Genomic DNA, 18,212 nt, shown 5'->3' with positions numbered 1-18,212 from the left:
GGGGAGGCCTTTTTTTGTGGAGAGCCAGCAATGCGAATGGGACAGAGCAAGCCTATTGAGCAGTCGCCGTGGTTTCCAAGCACCAGGTGCTCGCCCAAGGCGCCGACATCCGGTCGATCAACATCCGGCCGCACTGCGCCGGTCGCGGTTTCTTGTCTTTGATTTCCGTCGTCAAAGAGTTCCATTCAGAAACCGCGACCGGCGTCGTGCGGCTAATTTTGGGAACGGAGAAGCGACGAGCGAAAGGCCGCTATTTGTTCCGCTTGCTGAAGAGCGAGCTAATCAAGCAAGCCCCAAGGAGCGAAGAAGGAATCAAGCTCACCGATCTCCTCTTCTTCTTCGTCGCTGAACATCGCCAGAAAGATGTCGTCCGCCGCGTTCGCCAAGATGCGATCATTCGTGGCCATGGCGCTGGGCGAATCGTTGCCAACGATGTCCTCGCTGACGACCGCTTCGCCTTCGCTGATGTGATCTTGGAGAGCGGGTTGTTCGCCTGCCGAAAGACTACCCAGTCCCCAGTCGTCGCCGATTGACGCCGATTCATAACCGTCTGCCTGAGACGGCGTGCTCATCGCAACAACATCCGGCGTCGCGGCATTCGACACGATGATCGAAGAAGCGACGTCATCCAACGCAGCCACATCAGGCGCCGATGAGTTCGTTTCCGGCTTGACCGATTTGTCGTTCTCTTCGGCGTCGCTGCTGGTCAGCAGGACGGCCTCTTCTTCGGACGGAAGAGAGTTCTCGGCGACGAAGATCGCTTCCAAAACTCGAATCACATCGAGTGCGTTGAAGCGGCCATCGTCGTTGGCGTCCATAAACGGGGCAGGGGAGTGGTGATCACCGCCAAACTGATGGGCGTCCGAATAAATCGGATCCAATAGTTCCGCGAGCACCATTTCAAAGTCAGTCGAATCGACTTGGCCATCGTCATTGATGTCGGAACCAAAGTATGGATTGTGCCAATTCAACGAATCGGGTTTGATCGCAAAACGAAAACCGGCCAGCGGCTGAAGCGCAAACATCGCTGTTGTCGAGCCAGATACGACATAGGTCTGAGCGTCTCCGCTAGGCGCCGTAATTCGCAACTGATAGTCGCCAGCGACATCGATCGGCAGCGCGAAAGCGCCAAACGGATCGGTTTCGACCGCGGCAGGCTGGCCGGCGACAAAATTGTCAAGCCGAACGCTCGTGCTGAGTTGGCCAGCGACAACAATGTAGGCGATCCGCGGCGAATCGAGTTCGACAAGCATCGTTTCCGCTTGTCCGCCCGCTAACTCGGCAGTCGTGTAGCGACCAACTAAGTTGTTTTGTGCATCGTACGCTTCCAGACGCCCGATGCTGCCGGAGCTGGTTCCGATCGCGTCGATCGAGACGCGGCTCACAGGCGACTCCAAGTCGACTCGCAGTTGTTGCTGCGCGTTCCACTCTGAGAAGTGCCCGACCGTACCGTCTATCCAGCGATAGTAACCAAAGACTCGAGAGCCGGTGGTCGCGGCGGCGTTGGCCTGCGAAAAAACGTTCGGAAACGCGCCGATGATGTTTTCGCCAAACGCCGAGAAAGAGGCGCCAGGTACGAAATCATCAATCTGATCGCCGTCGCCAAAGTTGTCTGGTTCGACGACGATCTGCGTCGCGATCGGCGTATTTTGAGAATCGACCAGTTGCACGGACCAACCAGAGAGTCCGACTTCGCCGGGATCAAAAACGCCGTTTCGATTCTGATCGTCAAACAGAAACCCTGTCGCTCCAATTTCAGTGGTCGCCGCGATCTCGGTGGTCGAACCAGCGAAGACATCAGAAACGATTGCCCCTGTCGCGTCGATTGCACGAATTTCAACTACATGCAGCGCCGAACTGGGCAATTCAATGCGAATATCGATGTCGGCGACATACTCGTCATACGTCTCGGCGATTCGCCATTCGCCACCATCGATGCGGTATTCAACAGCCGCGACCGTATTGATGGTCATGTCATTGTGCAAGAACTGATTGAACGACTGCTGCGTTCCGGCGGTATTCAAATTTGGCAAGACGCCGACCGACGCTTGTCCGACAAAGTGATATTCCAACGAGTCAGCGTCCAGCGCACCGCTTCCCTTCAGCGAAAGAGGCTGATCGAGAACGTCAAAGATGCCGTCGCCGTCCGAGTCTTTCCAGCCGATCGACTCAAACATCGACGTTGAGCTGGTGTGATTGGCGTAGGCGCGTTGCATCTCCATGTTCGACAGCATCAAGCTATCGACCACCGGCGGCGCATCTGCAGGACGGTCGACAAGCGCATTCGTATTTTGCGTATCGTAGTAGCCGCGCTGCTCGTAGTAGCCTTTCGAGCCTAAATACTCGTCCATCGCCCAAAACTGGTGCGCCGTCTCATGCGCGATGGAAATCGCAGGGCGACTATTGGGAATCGCGAGGAACGCGCCTCCGGCGACCGAAAATCCGCCGGCGATGCCTCCCGGGTTTTTCCAATATCCATCCGAGTCATTGGAAGCGTCAGCGACAAAAATCGTGAACGCCCAGTTGGTTCCTTCCGCGACGCGGCGTGAGTCATTAAACAGCCGGATGTCTTGGATAATGTCGTTCGACCGCTCGGCGCCGGCATAGTCCAGAAAGTCGCTAGCCCACTTGTCGAATTCGGCGGCCGCTCGACTGATCGGTTCATAGCGAGTCGGGACCGGGTTATCCGCGTACTGATAGTTGATATGAAAGTTGAGTTCGTGGACCGTGTTTTGCAGCGCCAGGGTATCGACCCACCACTGCAGCGCTTCGTCGACTTTCGCTTTGCTTGCGTTGATCTCCGCCTGCGTCCAGTCTTCCGAATTCGCATCCACGCCGCCGCTTTGCATCGACTCAAGAAAGACGACGGTGACCGAAACGTCACCCAACATGAATTCGCCGGTATCGGTCGGAGCGGCGCCCAGCGGAACGCCCGAGAAATTGAGGCGCGACTCCAACGCTTCGAGTCGAAGCGTGGACAACGCCGACTTCGCGTCGCGGCGCTGGCGACCTTTCCGAAATCGGCGATGAGAAGTCATGGATTGCGCTTCGGTATCTACGAAGAGAAAGAAATCGGCGGCAGAGCCGCCCGATTGCGATTACATCGTCAAATGCAGATCTTCAATTTCTAGATCGGCGAATACTTCATCGACCGCTTCAGAGTCGGTCGCCAAATCCTCCGACGCCATGTTTTCAGCGGCGTCAAGGATCAGCATCGTCTGCACGTCGCCGCCGGTTGTCGGTGCGTTCGTCGCAACCGACTCTTTCGGAGACGATGCGCCGCCCGCCGGGGCCGACTCCGATTGGCTGGTCGAGTTCGTCGTCGGCGAGGAAAGCAGAAGCGGGTAGGAGGTCGGAGTCGCAACGGGATCACTGACCTTCGACGATTCCTCGAAAGAAAGCGTGGGCGATTCCGACGCCACGGACTCTCCTTCCAAGAGGACAGCGCTGCTTGCGCCGACCGATTCCCCCTCGATCATGGCCATGGCCGAGTCATCCTCGAACGGAAAGCCAGAGTAATAAAGCCGTGGCGAAAGAGTCGTCTTGCTGATTCCGATATTTCTGATCAGCAACGAAATATCGACCAGATCCACGGAGCCATTGCGGTTGAAGTCCATGTCATACAAATTGTTGACCGTCGTTACCGGCGAACCAATCTTACGAATGACTTGCGTCAAATCGATCAATGAAATCGATCCGTCATCATCCAAGTCGTAGGGAACGGCCCAAATATCGGTCGCAGCGGACGATCCGCTTGTCACAGCGGCCGGCTCGGCTGATCCGCTATATCTGACGTTGGCGTCTCCGCCGGTCACCACAAAGCCGGTCGTCTCCGCTTCGGCATAGTCGCCTGACGCGTCGATATCGACGCCGCCGCCGGGATTGATGTCAGGGCCAAAATAGATCCGACCCAGCAGCGCCGGCGTATTGTTGTCGCCGATATTGTTCAGCGCGGTGTTGAACGTGGCCGATACGCTGTTCGAGGTGCTGGCGTAAGAAACTTGCGACGCGACGAATTTTATATTCGCATCGTCGCTCGCGTCGATGATCTCGCGGACGTTATGAAACGCATCGGTGAAATCAATCGTCACACTTACGGACTGGAGAGAAGCCCCCTCGGGGGCCGTCGCATAGATCTCCACGTAAAATTGATCCCACTCATCCAACCAAGCGACGTTTTCAGGCAACATGCCGACTTCGCCGGAACCATTAACTGCAGTCGCTGTTTTTACGATTCGCAGATCAATTTCAACCGAATCGCTTGGTTCAATCACATTCAGGGTGATGGTCGCACCCGAATAGTTAATTTCTTCCGGGTTCAGCGGAGTGGCGCCGGTCCGATACAACGTGCTTGAATTCGTCCCACTAAATGCTAACGCCGCTTTTATTCCTTCGGGCGTGTTAGGAAAATCTTCATTCAACACCGGATGCTGGACCTTGAACTCGTATGGTCCCGACGTATCCTCGGCCACCATCGGGACCGTGAGCCAGAGTCGCGGGTCACCGTTGCCTGCTTTATTCCCAGCGATGAACGCGCCCAACTCTTCGATCACACCATCTGTCGATTTATCGGCGTTGTAACTGAACTGCGAGAATACAATTGCCGGCGAACCAGGCCCAGTCTGCGGGCCCAACGCAGCGTTAAAATCAAACGCACTCCCGTCGAACAGCAGGTCGACATAAGCGATGGCTACCCCATTAGGATCCGGTTGGTATAACCCTGACTGATCTAGATCCATTGGATCCGGATCCCCGGCATACCTCTCCGGTGTAATCGAGGGATCCACCATGTCACGCAAGTCTTCGACCCAAATTTGCAAATTGAAAGCTTGACCAACTGCAACGGAAGTGATTTCGCTCCCAGTTAGATCAGTCGCAACCAGCGAGACCGCCATGAACTGGGTAAGCACTTCTCGAGCTTCCAACGTCTCAAATCGGGGACGTAGTTGACGCAGGCTATTTGACATTTGCAATTCTCGCGAGGAGCGAAGGTGCGTAGCGGCAAGGTGGAGCGGAATTTGGAGTGATGTCGAAATGCGACAGTCTCACAATAATCGCGCCCCCTAAGTGCAACAACAATTAATCTGCCGCTAATACGGCGATTACGACGCCTATATCGGCTGTATCGATTATTCCAAGCTATTCAGATCCCTTGGTCAGAATCTGATGCGCTTAATAGGGGCAAAGTTCCTTCTTTGCGTCCGACATCCGACGGAATCTATCGATTTCGCAAAAAAAGTCGGTTGTGGGGGAACTTTGCATCCGAGCATCGCGACCAAAAGCAGCGAATCGCCGAACTGCCGAAGAAATTCCGATCAGGAGAGCTTTAGCGATTGCACCGATTCGAGGAATTTGATTGCGAAGCCCAAATCGCATAATTATCCTGGGGCAACAGACGACCCTCTCCCCCCAGATTCTCCTGACTACCCACATCCAGAACCGTTGGCTGGCCATGAAAAAGCGAAATAAATCTGCCTCGAACCGCCGCCCATCCACTCGCCGCTCCTCGCGGACGGTTGGCGCCAATATGGAGGCCCTCGAGCCCCGCGCGATGCTGGCGGCTGATCTGAACGCCTGGCATAACCCCAGCATGGGGCTTGATGTGAACGACGATCAAAAGGTCGACAATGCCGATCTGGAGATCATGATTGCCCAGATTCAGCAGGGGAACCGCTCCTTCATGCAAACCTCCCAGACCGCCGGCGGTCTCGAAGGGGAGCAGGTTCTGTTTCTCGATGTAAATAACGATGGGGTCTTCAATCCGCTCGACATCACTAGGATGCTAGAGTCCTTGATTGAAGCGGAAGATGCGGACAGTTCCTATTCGGCCGCATTTAATTTCGAGATCTTGCAAGACGGTAAGTCGCTGGGAAAGACCAGCACCAGTTTTGACGGAAACAATGATCCGGACGCCGGACCGGCGATCTCGATTAATGTCGAACAAAGCGTCTTCACTTTGGTCGTCACCGTACGCAATACTTCGGCGCTCACCGGCGGCGATCTTGACACCCCGGATATCACCGGCGCCTTTCTGGATATTGGATTCGATCCTTTAGTCGTCCAACCGAATGAGCCCGGAACTTTGGGCGAGTACTTCGGTCCCGGCACTGTGCAGATCGGGGTCACCAGCACAGGCCTCATCAAAAACGCCGGCGGGACCTCCGCCATTAGTAACGGGAATGCCCTGCCAGGCGGTTGGACCGCTGACCAGGTTCTCTACACGATTGATTTTACGCCGACCTCGACGGGAACGTTCACGCTACAAGGGCTCTTCGCCGATGCAACGGTCGACGATAACGATCCCGATTCGAAAGACGTGAACCAGTCGGCGATCGTGTTCAAAGATCTGGTCAACCCAGATCCCGACAATGAGGATCCCTTGGATGTCGTGAACATCGCGTTCCCCATGATCACGATCACCGTCGAAGCAGTTCCCGGCGCCAACAATGACGTCGTCGGCGTTTCGGCCGACCTGATTGATGAGATCGCCGCTGATGACCCCCATGTTGTCGAGATTGATGGCGAGCAGTATCTCGTCATTGACGTCAAAGCGAACGACACGGACTTCAGCGGCAATCCGCTCGTGATGGGCGCCGGCGTCGATCTGACCCTGGGTGCTAACTACGGTCTGGATGCACTCACCTCGATCGCCGATCTCGAGAGTCGCGTGATGGTGAGAACGACGGCCGAATATCCAGTGGCTGGTCTTCCCAATCTTTCCGATGAATACATCGTCTACCGATTGCCGACGAACCGCGCAGGAACCGAGGTATTTGAATACACGCTGACGGATCCGAACGACAGCAATAATACGAACACGGCGACCGTCACGGTCAATATTTCGCCCACGGTGATCGCAGTGGATGACCTGGAGAATGCCGAACCCTTCGCCACGGTGCTGCCGGGAGAAGAAGTGACGCTGGAAGTGTTGGCGAACGACTACATCACTACCGAAAGCGGCCGCGTCGTCGCAGCGTCCGAAATTACGATCGTAGCTATCGACGGCGACGCGGTAACCGAGGGTCGCCTAGCAATCTCAGCGGACAACAAGTCGCTCCTCTACAAGGGTGCGGCGCTTCCAGGCTTTGATTCCTTCACCTACACCATCAGCTACACCGATGACCAAAACGTCGTGCATACCGATACGGCGACTGTCACCATCCGCGTTCCGTTCAATAGTTTGATCTCGGGCGGGTTCTATTTTGACGTCAATTATGACGGCGTCTGGAACGACAACGCCGGGAACAGCGCCAGCCCCGAGCAATTCATCGGCGGCATTCAGGTCGGGCTGTACCGTAACGGAGCGCTTGTCGGCACCACGTTCAGTTCGCAAGCGGACGGATCATTCAATTTCGCTGGAATTGACGCCGGAACCTACACGGTCAAGATCACGGCTCCCAAATTCGTTTATCCGTACGGCACCGGGTTTGGCGGGGCTCTGCCGCCCAACGTGTCAGTCATGAGCGATGGAACGATCATGATCTCCAACATCACGATCAGTCCCAGCACTCTCACTCCGCCGGCACTCGGCCTGGGATTTGTAGGACGAACGCCGGCTTATCGCGGTCCCAACGATTCGATCTCGAATGTGGGCGAAAACTCAATTCTGTTCGCTGTCTCGAAGCAGCCGGGCAACGAGGGCAAATTGGAATGGTACTCGCCTGACCAAGGCTGGGACGAGTTGCTTTCGGTCGAAGGATTTTTGTTCAATACGGCCACCAAAACGGGCCAGGCATTCTTGCGGATCGACCACGACAACGACTCTGGCACCGATCCGGTGGTTGCGCCAATTACCTTCTCGCTGAATGATCCGAATTTTCTTCTGATCGCCGACACTAGCGATGCGGTGATCTTCCGACTAATCGGTGACATCGAAACGATCGTCGACCGTTTGTCGAATGTCGACGTTGCGTTCGAGGATTTCTAGTCGTCATACGACGATCGCCAAGCGACAAGAAATAAGCAGAGCCGGCTCTTTTGAGCCGGCTCTGCTTGATTGCATCGACCTGTCTCAACCACCGATTAGTAGTGGAAGTCGAGACCAAACGTGGCGCCCAACGCCCAATAGTCGTCGCTGGCGAACTGGAAGACCGGATCGCCGCCGTTGGGGTTGATCGTTCCCGGTACGCCGCTTTGAGCCAAAGCGACATCGCTGACATAGATGTAAGTACAACCGACCTTCAAGTCCAAGTTGCCGTTCAAAGCGTAGATCAGGTCGACGTTGGCTTCCGGAATATAGCAGAAGACGTCTCGCTGATAGTTGCCATTATTCGAGCTGCGAGCGTAATAGCCTTGGCCCGTTGTCGTCGGCGGTCCGCCAAAGGGATCCGTTACCGTTTGACTGCCGTTGATCGCCATCCGTTGATGCATTCCGCCAACGCTGATCTTGGTCAGAGCACGCCAGGTGAACGGGCCATCTTGGAAGTCGAAGATCAAACCGAACTGACCACCGTTAAAGTCGTTCTTGGCTAAGAAGTTGTCCGAAGTTGTGACCGTTGAATTTAGCGGAAAGCTGCCGCCGCCGTTTCTTGCCGTAAACTGCGAGTTCATCGCCAATGCATCATCGATCCGAGCAAAGCTATAGCCGGTGACAAAGTCGACGCGATTCGCATGGTTCGTCACGATATGCTTCGTGAGGAAGATGTCGCCGGTATAAAAGTTATTCGTCTTCCGAATGTTCACCGACGTGTCGTCGGCCGCATTGGTGCCGGCGCCCGGCAATGCGACGACAAAGGATCCGTTCGTACCGGTGTTGGTGTTAAAGAACGGAAAGGCGAGCGTCGAGAACTGAGCCGATGTCGTATTGATCCCCAGAACTTCACGTTCCAGCGCTAGAAAGCGACCGCCAACCGACCAGTTTTGGTAGTTGTCGAGCCACAGCCCGGTGGTGAATCGGACGCCGGTCAACGGGTGACCTTGTTCGGTTCCGCCAAACAGCGTTTGCGTGGTCGGTGCGCCGATGACTCCTTCATCTGCGGGAGCGCTTGTCGTCAACAATGCCGGCAAGGTCGAATTTTTACGCCACATGACCAGCAGGTCGGCTGAACCGTAAACGCGAGGAGGCAGATCGCAACTGTTGCACGATGCGTCCTGACAAGTTTCGGCATACGGCGAACCCGTGAGAACGCTTTGGTCGTACGCCGCTTGCGGACCGTAGTCGCCGTAATCGGTCGCCGGAATCGGCTGCATGCTCGGGTCTTGATAATCAAGTGGAGCGCCTTGCTGGTATCCGACCGGAGACGCGGCATAGCCAGACGCAGGTCCCATTGGACCATACGGCATTGCATTGCCGTCACCCAGCATCGAATATCCGCTTGGACCACCATACGCCGGAGCCGCTTGTGGCGGATAGCCCGGTGCGTACGGCGTTTGAGCGCCGACTTGCGTCGAGAATAGCGCGACGGCGGATAAGGCCGTCGATAGAATCAATATATTGGGCTTCATGATCTTTGCTCGCACGCTACGACTGCCAAACGTGTTTCATGCCATGCGCCGGGGCGATGCGGAGTGAGCCGCAAGCATGAGGCGAATTCAAGTGTGTTTAGGTGCGACGAAGGGTTAGCTTCATCACCAGCTTCGCTTGTCCGCCACTGGCCGAACCACCTCCGCTTACCGAGCGTAGTGCGGTTGTTCTGGACGTATTAGAGATGTCGGCGAAACGACCTGTAGCGATTAAGTAAAAGCACGCGGCCATTGTCATAAACCGAATTATCGATCTGTTGGAGATCCTCCACTGAGCAAACAGGATATCTGCGCAAACTTTGCCGCCTTGCCTCGCCAAAACCAACCCCGTTCCGATCTTGCCTATTTTAACGGCGGCAATCCGAAGGTTTCCGGCGACCAGACGGTGGGAACCTTCGCGGCTGGAAGTCATACTAAGTAGCTGCGAAAAACCCTTTTTAAAGAGCCTATGTCGACGCAAATCGCCGAATCACGCACTTTCAAAGCCGATCCTGTCTCCCACGCGTATAGCTGGGTCACCGGACGCGGCCTGGGGCGTTTTGTTGCCGAACTCCCCAAGATCGAGCGTTTTGAGGAACAGTTCAAAACAAAATCGGATCGCGAACTCCGCAAATACAGCCTGGGTCTGCGTCATCGCGCGAAGAGCGGCGAATCGCTAGCTCGGCTGCTTCCTGAGGCTTTCGCCTTGGTCCGCGAAGCAGGCCGCCGCACCATTCGCATGCGCCACTATGACGTGCAGCTCATCGGCGGCATGATCATGTTCAACGGCGCGATTGCGGAGATGGAGACCGGCGAAGGCAAAACGCTGACGGCGACGCTGCCGATGTATCTGTATGCTTTGCCTGGCAACGGAGCTCACTTGGCCACGGTCAATGACTATCTGGCCAAACGTGACGCCGAGATCATGGCGCCGCTCTACGAGATGCTGGGAATGTCCATCGGCGTCGTGGAAGGCCAAATGCCGTCGGACGCTCGTCGGAAAGCGTATGCCTGCGATATCACTTACGGCACCTCGAAAGAATTCGGCTTCGACTTTCTCCGCGACCGCTTGCTGATTCGCCAGACTCGCGAGCAAGGGCTCGGCGTCCTCGGTACGCTGATGTCGAAGGAAGAGGAGCAAAACGAACTCCCCGTTCAACGCGGCGCCTACTACTGTCTAGTGGACGAAGCCGACAGCGTGTTGATTGATGACGCGCGCACGCCGCTGATCATCAGTTCGATCCCCGGCGAAGCCGAAGAACGTGCGGTCGCATGCTATCGCTGGGCCGCCGAAATGGCGAAAGAATTCACCGAGGACGACGAATACGAATACGATCACGACCGGAAGTCGGTCGAGCTGACCATTGAAGGTCGCTTACTCGTTCGTCGGCTCGCCAAACCGCCGGAACTCGATCCGGTCGGCCTGGTCGACCTGTATGACTACATCGAGCGCGCGATCAAGGTCGCCCGCGACTTCCACTTCAATCAGCATTACGTCATCAATGACGGCGAGATCGTGATCGTCGACGAGTCGACCGGCCGTCTCGCGGAAGGTCGAAAATGGAGCGGCGGCATCCACCAAGCGATCGAAGCGAAAGAAGAGATCGAAGTGACCGTCGCCACCGGCCAAGCAGCGCGAATTACCGTGCAGGATATGTTCATCCGCTATCCGCACCTGGGCGGCATGACCGGCACCGCATCGACTTCGGCCGCCGAATTCAAAAAGATTTACAAGATCAACGTCATTCGCTGTCCGACCAACCGTAAGGTGCAACGAAAAATATGGTCCGATCGCGTTTTTGGCACCGAAGAGGCCAAATGGGAAGCGATCATCGAGGAGATTCGCGAACTCCACGCGATCGGCCGCCCGATCTTGATCGGCACGCGAACCATCGAAAAGAGCGAGCACTTGGCCCAATTATTAGAGGCCGAAGGGATCGCCCACGAAGTTCTCAACGCGCGTCACGTCGCGATCGAAGCTGAAATTGTCGCTCGCGCCGGCGCCCCCGGCAAAGTGACCGTCGCCACCAATATGGCCGGACGCGGTACCGACATTAAACTGTCGCAAGAGATCAAAGAGTTGGGCGGGTTGCATGTGATTTGCACCGAACTACACGATTCGGCTCGGATCGATCGTCAGCTTGTCGGTCGTTGCGGACGCCAGGGAGATCCTGGTTCGGTCCGACAATACATGTCGCTTGACGACGATTGCCTTCGAATCGGCTATGGCCCGATCCGCGCCAAAAAGCTGGCGGCGATCGGCGAAAGAGCGACCGGCGAACTCAATAGTTACGCCTCTCTCTTCCGCAAAGCACAGCGAAAAATCGAACGCAAGCATTTTGGAGACCGCAAGGTGCTGCTCTATCACGAAAAGATGCGCAAGAAAATGCACCGCGAAATGGGGCAGGACCCTTACCTAGACTCCCCAGACTAACGCACCGTCCCGCAAACTCGTTCTATTCGGAACGAAAACCGCAGCCAGAACGTCTCAATTGTTTGGGCGATTGCACTCCTACTTTCGTATTCAACTTCAATCGCCGCTAGTCGTTACGATCACGACAATCCGCAAAATCAAATTGATGCGGCAGATTGCCGGCGATTACCCAAAGATCTGAATTGGATTTGAAATACGTCGATTTCGGTTTTCGCTCGCCGTTGGTAAGGTGGGTAGTAAGATTCTGATGTTGGAGCCCCCAAGCCGGGTTCCCAATCCCTTCCCAAGTTCTCGATGAATCAACAATCCGCTATGTCCTCCGAATCGTCCTCGGTTAATCCAGAGTCACTCGAAAGCACGAAGCGACAGATTCGAAGTCTGATCCAAGAGATCGCTGCGCTTTCGAAACAGAATGTCCCGCCGGAAGATTATTTCCGCGAGATGTTGCCAAAAGTTGTCTCTGCGTTGGCCGCGATCGGCGGCGCCGTCTGGATCTACGATGAGAAGCGCCGTCCGCGGTTGATCTATCAGGTCAACCTGACGCGCAGTCTGGTCGATCCGGAAGACGCCGACGGCATTCGCCATCTGCGTTTGATCGAAGAGATGTTCAAAGGCGCTCCCGGCCAACTGCTGGCTCCTCAATCGGGTTCGATTGAAGAAGGCGCTTCCGGCAACCCGACCAATTCGCTGCTGGTGGTCGCTCCGATCAAAAACGAAGAACAAGAGGTCGAGGGGGTTATCGAGATCTTCCAGCGTCCTGACTCGCAACCCGCGAGTCAGCGCGGCTATCTCCGCTTTCTCGAACAAATGTGCGGGCTGACGACCGAATGGTTTAAAACGCGTCAGCTGAAAGACTACTCGGACCGCCAGTCGTTGTGGGCGAAGATCGAGCAGTTCTCCCGCGCGGTTCACGAAAACTTGGATCTTCGTCAAACGGCTTACACCATCGCCAACGAAGGGCGCCGCCTTATCGGCTGTGACCGCGTGAGCGTCGCATTGCGGCGCGGACGGCGCTGGAAAGTCGAAGCGGTGAGCGGACAAGACGTCTTCGACGCGCGCTCCAACCAGATCACGCTGCTGGGCGGTTTGACCAAAACGGTCATGGATACCGGCGAGGCCTTTTGGTTCAACGGGCAAACCGACGATCTTTCGCCGCAGTTGGAAACGGCCGTACACGACTACGTGGACGAGTCGCACACCAAAACAATCGCGATCATTCCGCTTCGTCGTCCCGAACATGCGACCGACGCCAACGAAAAACTGGAAGGCGAAGAGGAACGGGAATTCCAGGGTGAAATCCTGGGCGCTCTGATCGTCGAGCAAATCGAAGACAGCTCGAACCAGGCCGAATTTCGCAAAGGGGTTGAGCTGATCTCGGAGCATAGCTGCCGAGCGCTGGCCAATGCGATCGACTACAACAATATCCCGTTGACTCCGTTGTGGCGTTTGCTCGCCAAATCGCGACTGCTGGTCGAAGCTCGCAATCTTCCGAAAACGGTCGGCGTTGTCGTCGCTGTGATTGCGGCGACCTTGGCGCTCTGCTTGATCCAGGTCCCCTTTCGACTCTCTGGTCAGGCGACGCTGACCCCGATCGAAAAGCGCGACATCTTTGTCCGCGAAGAAGGGGAAGTGGTCGATGTTCCGGTGAGCCATGGTCAATTCATCGAAACGGGGCAATTGGTCGCCAAGTTGCGCAACCGGGATCTCGATATGCAGTACGAACGCTTGCTGGGCGAGCAGTCGAAAGCGGAGCAGTCGCTGCGCGGTTTAATTCACCGCCGCAATTTCGCCAAAGATGACGACGAAAAGCGTCAGCTGGCGATTGACCTGTCGCTTGCCGAAATGGAAATCACCAAACTGACCGACCAGTTGGCGTTGCTCGCGCAGAAGCAGCAGTTTCTGGAAGTTCGCAGTCCGATCGCGGGCGAAATCGTCAGTTGGGACGTTCGCGACTCGCTGATGCAACGCCCTGTCTCGCCGGGACAAATCTTGATGACGGTCGTCGACCCCAATCAAGAATGGGTTCTGGAAGTCAAGATGCCGGAGAAGCGTCTACAGCACATCGTCGGCGCTCAACAGGAACTGGGCGATGAGTTGGACGTGACCTACATCATGGCCAGTAACCCAGGAACGCAGCTCGAAGGGAAGTTAGTCGAGATTCAGCGACTTGCCCAAGCCGATCCGGACGAAGGACAAATCGTCCGCATCAAAGTTGCAATCGACAAAGAAAAACTATTGGCCGCGATGCCGCAGCTACGAACCGGAGCGACTGCTACCGCGAAAATCAATTGTGGGACGGCGCCGCTTGGGTACACCTGGTTGCACGAGGTTTGGGAGTTCATCCAGTCTCGCGTGCTGTTTTAAGCCACGCAGCGTGACCAGCTTTCGCATTGCGCGCCTTATCTCAAGACAGCTAATCCTCAGGAACAAGATTCAATGACGCTCGCTATTCTCTTACTCGCCGCCGCCGTCGGACAAGCGCCCGCTGCCGCCGCCAGCCCTGACGGCGTGGTCGTCAACCATTGCTTGGTCTCGTTGTTGGATCAGGTGAACGTCCCGGCGCAAGAAACCGGCATGCTAGTCACCATCCCGGCCTATCGCGGTCGGATTGTTGTCGATGGGGATTTGCTCGCTCAGATTGATGACCGCACCGCCGCCAAACAAGCGGAGATCGCCAAGTTCCGTCATGATAAAGCGATGACCGAAGCGGCCAACGATATCGACGTTCGCTACGCGACCAAAGCGGCGGAAGTCGCTCTCAAAGAACACGAAGTCTTTGAGCAAAGCAACAAAGACAGCCGCGGCACCATCAGCAAGATCCAACTCGACAAAGCCTGGCTCGCCTACCAGCGGGCCGTGTTGCAAATCGAGCAGGCCGCAATGAACCAAAAAATCAGCGGGCTGGCCTCGTCGGAAAGTCTCGCCGAAATGGAAGGAGCGCAGATGGTCATGGATCGCTGTCGCACCGAATCGCCGATCAACGGCGTCGTCGTTCAGGTCTATCGCCAGGAAGGGGAGTGGGTTCGTCCCGGCGATCCGCTGATGCGAATCATCGGCCTGCAATGGCTGAAAGTAGAAGGAACTCTCGACGCCGATCTGCACCAGCCAGAGCAACTGATTCACCGCCCGGTGACGGTCTCGGTTCGCACCGCTTCGGGACTGCAGCAGTTCTCCGGCTTCGTCAACTTCATCAGTCCCGAGATTGACGCGACCGGCGCCTTTGACATTTCGGCGGTTGTTGAAAACAAAGTGAGCGGCAAAGGCTATTGGGCGCTCTCGCCTGGCGACATCGCCGGATTCACCGTGCACGTGGATCGTCCGCAGATTTCGGATCGCGAACTGGATCGCTTCCGCAACCGGAACGAAAAGTCGCCCGCCGCATTGACCGGAAACTAGACGAGCATAACGTTGGCAACGCTAACTGACAGTTTGATCGCCAGCAGTTCTCGTTCGTTGGGGCTGCGCGCTCGCCCCGACCTGACCGCTCGACGGCATTATTATCAGGGGCGCGCCTACTGGGTTGTGAAAGAACCGCTAGGGCTGAACTACTTCCGCTTTCAAGAAGAAGAGTACGCCATCCTGATGATGCTGGATGGGCATACTTCGCTCGAAACGATCAAAGAGAAATTTGAAAAAGAGTTCGCGCCGCAAAAAATCGGCTTTCGCGACTTGCAGCAGTTTATCGGTACGTTGCATCGCAGCGGATTGATTATCGCCGAATCGCGAGAGCAGGGGCGTCAACTTAAAAAACGCCGTGATGATCGCAAATGGAATGAACTGGTGCAATCGGCGTCGAACATTCTGTCGATTCGCTTTAAGGGAATCGATCCCGAATGGATCCTGAACTTTCTGATGCCGTACACGCGTTGGCTGTTCACTATGCCGGCGATGATTTTCGTGCTGTTGTACGCACTCTCGGCGCTGCTGTTGGTGCTGGTTCAGTACGACACGTTTCGCAGTCGGTTGCCAGAATTTCAAGAGTTCTTTGGCCCGGAACTTTCCAACTGGATGCTGCTGGGCTGCGTTCTGGCGGTCACGAAGGTCTGCCATGAGTTTGGCCACGGCCTGTCGTGCAAGCGATTCGGCGGCGAATGCCACGAAATGGGCGTCATGTTTCTGGTGCTGACTCCTTGCTTGTATTGCAACGTTTCCGACTCGTGGATGCTCCCCAACAAATGGCATCGCGCCGCGATTGGCGCGGCGGGGATGTATATCGAGATCTTTCTCGCATCAACAGCGACGTTCATTTGGTGGTTTAGCGAGCCCGGCCTGCTCAATCATCTCTGTCTGCAAGTGATGTTCGTCAGCTCGATCAGCACGATCATTTTCAACGGCAATCCGCTGCTGCGTTACGACGGATATTACATCTTGTCGGACATCATGGAAGTGCCGAACATGCGGCAAAAGGCAAGTTCGATCTTGCAGCGTTCCATGTCAAAATGGTGCTTAGGTCTAGAGCAACCAGAAGATCCGTTCCTGCCGCAGCGCAATCTGCTGGGGTTCGGCTTATTTACGATCGCATCCAACGTTTATCGTTGGTTTGTGATGTTTTCGATTCTGTATTTTCTCAATCAAGTCTTCGAGCCGATGGGCTTGAAGGTGATCGGTCAATCGATCGCGATCATGGGCTTGTGGGGCCTGGTCGTCATGCCCCTTTGGAAGTTCGGCAAGTTCATGTACGTGCCGGGGAGAATGTCGCAAGTGAAACGCAAGAACGTTTTCGCGACGGTCGCCGTGGCCGTCGGCGTAGTCGCCGCAATCGCACTGATTCCATTGCCGCAATGGGTCAATTGCCCGGTCGAAGTACGCCCTGAAAATTCAGAGGTCGCTTATGTCGTCGTGCCAGGCGTGCTGGAGCAAATGCTCGTCCAGCCTGGTCAACGCGTCGAAAAAGGCGCCCAACTCGCTCGGGTCGTCAACTACGATTTGCTGATGCAGATCGCGGAGCTGGAAGAAGAGGAAAAGCGCCTCACCAAGTTGCGTGACAGCTTACAACACTTGCGTCTGGGCGACACGGCCGGCGGCTCATTTGAGCAGCGTTATATGGAAGTTCGCCAGCAGTTGGAATCGGCCAGCGAGCAATTGAAGAAGAAGCGGACCGAACAACAATTGATCAATGTGCCGGCTCCCACGAGCGGTTTCATTTTCCCGTCCCCTGATCGCCGTGATCCGCAAGCCGGGTCAGGTCAGTTGCCATCCTGGTCCGGGTCTCCCTTTGAGCTGAAAAACCAAGGAGCCTATGTCACGACCAGCGACGCGCTATGCCAAATTGGCCAGTCGGACCAAATGGAAGCGGTCATTTACGTCGACCAGGACTACGTGGAACTGGTCCACCTGGGACAAGAGGTCTATATTAAGCTAGATGCGTTTCCGGGCAGAACTTTCGAAACCAAGCTGGCCGAGATCGGCGATAAGCAGGTCGAGTTTGTTCCGACGAGCCTCACAGTGGCGCAAGGCGGAGAGCTGGCGGCCGAAACCGATCCGCTGTCAGGACGTGCTCGACCGCAAAACGCGACCTTCCCAGCACAAGCGCCGCTTGATGACGCCGAAGCGATGACCGCCGTCGGACTTCGCGGTCGCGCCAAGATCTTCGTCGCCTGGGAGCCGCTCGGCGTTCGAATGTGGCGATACGTGAACCGCACATTCCATTTCAAACTGTAGCTGTCGACTCCGCTTGTATCGTTTCCAGCGATTATGGCGACGCCGAAACCCAAATGCTGTCGCAGAAATGACGTATTGGTCGTTTACTCTGCGGTTGCCTGACTAAGCTAATCGTTATCTGTTTCACTTCGCTCAAATTGCTTTGCCCACAAGGAGTCGAATCTCAATGGCCGACGCCCCTGAAAAAGAAGAACTGAATACTCCCGAAGCCGCCGCCAAGTCCGCCGCTCCCCAGCGACAACAGGTCGAACTGGACGAAAGCGCGCTCATCGCTTCGTACGCCAACTTCTGTCGCGTTACCGGTACGCCCGAAGAGCTGATCATCGACTTCGCTTTGAACACGCAACCGGTCGGTGTTCAGCAAGGCGCGATTAAGGTCAGCCAACGTATTATTCTGAACTATTACACGGCGAAGCGCATGCTGGCGGCGCTCCAGGTTTCTGTCCAGCGCCATGAAGCGGCGTTCGGTAATCTGGAAATCGACTTCCAAAAACGAATGCTGCCGTCGGTTCGCCAGCAGGGCTAATCGCACCGCAAGCGGAAAGCGTCTTTCGCCCACAAATCTGGCGAAGCCCGTTTTCCCCCTTGGATCCCACCTAGAGCGACAGCCTTAAACGGCTGTCGCTCTTTTTGCGCGCCCAAAAAACAGGGGGATTCCCGCAATTCACCCCAACGG

Annotated in this window: 10 protein-coding genes; 6 read left to right on the top strand and 4 right to left on the bottom strand. The window is 55.9% G+C overall.

What is annotated here, in order from left to right:
- Window positions 1–52: 52 nt before the first annotated feature.
- The 3 genes from DSM3645_RS31640 to DSM3645_RS13160 form a co-directional block, all read right to left on the bottom strand.
- Window positions 53–175 carry a hypothetical protein gene (locus tag DSM3645_RS31640; RefSeq protein WP_002652685.1) on the bottom strand — a complete coding sequence of 41 codons (123 nt, stop codon included), beginning with the start codon at window positions 173–175 and terminating at the stop codon, window positions 53–55.
- A gap of 103 nt (window positions 176–278) precedes the next feature.
- Window positions 279–3,038: a dockerin type I domain-containing protein gene (locus DSM3645_RS13165; protein ID WP_002652684.1), complete on the bottom strand. Its 2,760-nt coding sequence runs from the start codon at window positions 3,036–3,038 to the stop codon at window positions 279–281.
- A gap of 60 nt (window positions 3,039–3,098) precedes the next feature.
- Complete coding sequence (locus DSM3645_RS13160) at window positions 3,099–4,967, bottom strand: dockerin type I domain-containing protein (protein ID WP_002652683.1); 1,869 nt, start codon at window positions 4,965–4,967, stop codon at window positions 3,099–3,101.
- Between the two features lie 560 nt (window positions 4,968–5,527).
- Here DSM3645_RS13160 and DSM3645_RS13155 point away from each other — a divergent pair.
- Window positions 5,528–7,927, top strand: coding sequence for a dockerin type I domain-containing protein (locus DSM3645_RS13155; RefSeq protein ID WP_002652681.1), 2,400 nt, complete (start codon window positions 5,528–5,530; stop codon window positions 7,925–7,927).
- 95 nt (window positions 7,928–8,022) lie between these two features.
- Here the strand turns inward: DSM3645_RS13155 and DSM3645_RS13150 are convergent, their stop codons facing one another.
- Window positions 8,023–9,444 (bottom strand): BBP7 family outer membrane beta-barrel protein, encoded by a 1,422-nt coding sequence (locus tag DSM3645_RS13150; protein ID WP_002652680.1) that lies wholly within the window; start codon window positions 9,442–9,444, stop codon window positions 8,023–8,025.
- 466 nt (window positions 9,445–9,910) lie between these two features.
- Between DSM3645_RS13150 and DSM3645_RS13140 the strand changes: the two genes are divergently transcribed.
- The 5 genes from DSM3645_RS13140 to DSM3645_RS13120 all read left to right on the top strand — a co-directional run bounded on the left by DSM3645_RS13140 (window position 9,911) and on the right by DSM3645_RS13120 (window position 18,062).
- Entirely contained in the window at window positions 9,911–11,875 is a 1,965-nt protein-coding gene (locus DSM3645_RS13140) for a preprotein translocase subunit SecA (RefSeq protein ID WP_002652678.1), read from the top strand.
- 312 nt (window positions 11,876–12,187) lie between these two features.
- Window positions 12,188–14,239 (top strand): HlyD family efflux transporter periplasmic adaptor subunit, encoded by a 2,052-nt coding sequence (locus tag DSM3645_RS13135; RefSeq protein WP_002652676.1) that lies wholly within the window; start codon window positions 12,188–12,190, stop codon window positions 14,237–14,239.
- Between the two features lie 72 nt (window positions 14,240–14,311).
- Window positions 14,312–15,271, top strand: a complete 960-nt coding sequence (locus tag DSM3645_RS13130; protein WP_002652675.1) for an HlyD family secretion protein — start codon at window positions 14,312–14,314, stop codon at window positions 15,269–15,271.
- A 12-nt stretch (window positions 15,272–15,283) separates the two neighbouring features.
- Window positions 15,284–17,536 carry an HlyD family efflux transporter periplasmic adaptor subunit gene (locus DSM3645_RS13125; protein ID WP_002652674.1) on the top strand — a complete coding sequence of 751 codons (2,253 nt, stop codon included), beginning with the start codon at window positions 15,284–15,286 and terminating at the stop codon, window positions 17,534–17,536.
- Window positions 17,537–17,702: 166 nt separating this feature from the next.
- On the top strand, window positions 17,703–18,062 hold the full coding sequence (locus tag DSM3645_RS13120; RefSeq protein WP_002652673.1) for a DUF3467 domain-containing protein: 360 nt from the start codon (window positions 17,703–17,705) through the stop codon (window positions 18,060–18,062).
- The last annotated feature ends 150 nt before the right edge of the window (window positions 18,063–18,212 follow it).

It is taken from the genome of Blastopirellula marina DSM 3645 (assembly GCF_000153105.1).
GTDB classification, from domain to species: domain Bacteria; phylum Planctomycetota; class Planctomycetia; order Pirellulales; family Pirellulaceae; genus Blastopirellula; species Blastopirellula marina.
The sequence above is the reverse complement of the archived record's forward strand: the minus strand, read 5'-3'. Positions and strand labels throughout refer to the sequence as shown.

Bases quoted from the DNA above. Each gene is read 5' to 3' on its own strand.
- DSM3645_RS13140 (WP_002652678.1), top strand. From the start codon at position 9,911: ATGTCGACGCAAATCGCCGAATCACGCACTTTCAAAGCCGATCCTGTC.
- DSM3645_RS13130 (WP_002652675.1), top strand. From the start codon at position 14,312: ATGACGCTCGCTATTCTCTTACTCGCCGCCGCCGTCGGACAAGCGCCC.
- DSM3645_RS13160 (WP_002652683.1), bottom strand. From the start codon at position 4,967: ATGTCAAATAGCCTGCGTCAACTACGTCCCCGATTTGAGACGTTGGAA.
- DSM3645_RS13155 (WP_002652681.1), top strand. From the start codon at position 5,528: ATGGAGGCCCTCGAGCCCCGCGCGATGCTGGCGGCTGATCTGAACGCC.
- DSM3645_RS13165 (WP_002652684.1), bottom strand. From the start codon at position 3,038: ATGACTTCTCATCGCCGATTTCGGAAAGGTCGCCAGCGCCGCGACGCG.
- DSM3645_RS13135 (WP_002652676.1), top strand. From the start codon at position 12,188: ATGTCCTCCGAATCGTCCTCGGTTAATCCAGAGTCACTCGAAAGCACG.
- DSM3645_RS13120 (WP_002652673.1), top strand. From the start codon at position 17,703: ATGGCCGACGCCCCTGAAAAAGAAGAACTGAATACTCCCGAAGCCGCC.
- DSM3645_RS13150 (WP_002652680.1), bottom strand. From the start codon at position 9,444: ATGAAGCCCAATATATTGATTCTATCGACGGCCTTATCCGCCGTCGCG.